At 62.7% G+C, this 1887-nt stretch carries 2 protein-coding genes; one reads left to right on the top strand and one right to left on the bottom strand.

Features of this window, described 5'->3' with window-relative positions; all coding sequences use genetic code 11:
* A partial coding sequence (locus tag AC1DQP_RS20050; RefSeq protein ID WP_478052374.1) for a peptidylprolyl isomerase occupies positions 1 to 359 on the bottom strand: 359 nt, incomplete at its 3' end.
* Positions 360 to 717: 358 nt separating this feature from the next.
* Here AC1DQP_RS20050 and AC1DQP_RS20045 point away from each other — a divergent pair.
* Positions 718 to 1887: GTP-binding protein (locus AC1DQP_RS20045; RefSeq protein ID WP_478052373.1), on the top strand; the 1170-nt coding region annotated here is incomplete at its 3' end.

The raw sequence follows: 1887 nt of genomic DNA, 5'->3' as shown, positions 1-1887 counted from the left end.
TCCAGCACCTGGCCGAACACGGTGTGCTTGCCGTCCAGCCAATCGGTCTTGATGTGGGTGATGAAGAACTGGCTGCCGTTGGTGTTCGGGCCGGCGTTGGCCATGGACAGCGAACCGACCTGGTGCTTGACGCCGTTCTTTTCATCTTCGAACTTGTAGCCCGGACCGCCAGTGCCCTGACCCTTCGGGCAGCCGCCCTGGATCATGAAGTCCGGGATCACGCGATGGAAGACCAGGCCGTCATAGAAGCCGTGCTTGACCAGATTGACGAAGTTGGCGACCGTCAGCGGGGCCTTGTCGGCGAACAGCTCGACCTTGATCGGGCCCTGGGTGGTGTCGAAAGTGGCGATAAGGGACATGCAAATCCTTGGGGTACGGGGGTTTGTCGTTAGCCCCATAGGATACACCCCGCGTCATCGCGTTCGTGCTGCCGCCCCACGGTTCGCTGCGCAAACCACGGCCCCCGTTTACCATCGTCTAAACCCCCCGCCGCTTCGCGGACGCCCCCTGACTCAGGCGGCGTCCCTCCGGACCTGCCAACGCCCGCCCGCCGTGTCACGGCTTCCACAGGATCGGAGATGGCAGTGCGGCCGGCGACGGGCGTTACCTGAATGGGAATTCGGCACTACCTGAAACGCACTTTTCGCGATTGGTCATGTTGGCCGTATAATGTTGGACTTCTTTTTCCAAATCCGGCGCCGACTGGCCCCCTTTCGCATGTCTATCGAAAATCTTCGCAACATCGCCATCGTCGCCCACGTCGACCACGGTAAGACCACCCTCGTCGACCAGCTGCTCAAGCAGTCCGGCACCCTCTCCGAGCGCACCGTGCTCGCCGAGCGCGTGATGGACAGCAATGACCAGGAAAAGGAACGCGGCATCACCATCCTGGCCAAGAACACGGCCATCACCTGGGAAGACAAGAAGACCGGTGTCAAGAACCGGATCAACATCGTCGACACCCCGGGACACGCCGACTTCGGCGGCGAAGTGGAGCGCGTGCTGTCGATGGTCGACACCGTGCTGATCCTCGTCGATGCGATGGACGGCCCCATGCCGCAGACCCGCTTCGTCACCCAGAAGGCCTTCGCGATGGGCTTCAAGCCGATCGTCGTGGTCAACAAGGTCGACCGCCCGGGCTCGCGTCCGGATTGGGTGATCGACCAGGTGTTCGACCTGTTCGACAAGCTCGGCGCCACCAATGAGCAGCTCGACTTCCCGATCGTCTACGCCTCGGCCCTGAACGGCTATGCCGGCCTGGAAGACACCGTGCGCGACGGCGACATGACCCCGCTGTACGAAGCGATCATGCAGCACGCGCCGATGCCGGAAGTGGATCCGGAAGGTCCGTTCCAGATGCGCATCAGCCAGCTGGACTACAACAACTTCGTGGGCGTGATCGGCATCGGCCGCGTGCAGCGCGGCACCCTGAAGAAGAACATGCAGGTCGCGGTCATCGATCGTGAAGGCAAGAAGCGCAACGGCAAGGTCGCCCAGGTGCTGGGCTTCCTGGGCCTGGAGCGCATCGAGCAGGACACCGCCGAAGCCGGCGACATCGTCGCCATCTCCGGTATTCCGGAACTGACCATCTCCGACACCCTGTGCCACCCGGATACCCCGGAAGCCCTGCCGGCGCTGACCGTCGATGAACCGACGATCTCGATGACCTTCCAGGTCAACAACTCGCCGTTCGCGGGCAACAAGGACCTGTCCGGTGGCAAGTTCCTGACCAGCCGCCAGATCAAGGATCGCCTGGACCGCGAGCAGGTCCACAACGTGGCCCTGAAGGTCGAACAGCTGGAAGACGCCGACAAGTTCCTGGTCTCCGGCCGTGGCGAACTGCACCTGTCGGTGCTGATCGAGAACATGCGTCGCGAAGGCTACGAG

This window comes from Stenotrophomonas sp. P5_A8, assembly GCF_056400545.1.
Note: the sequence above shows the minus strand (reverse complement) of the source record. Positions and strands in the feature narration are given on the sequence as shown.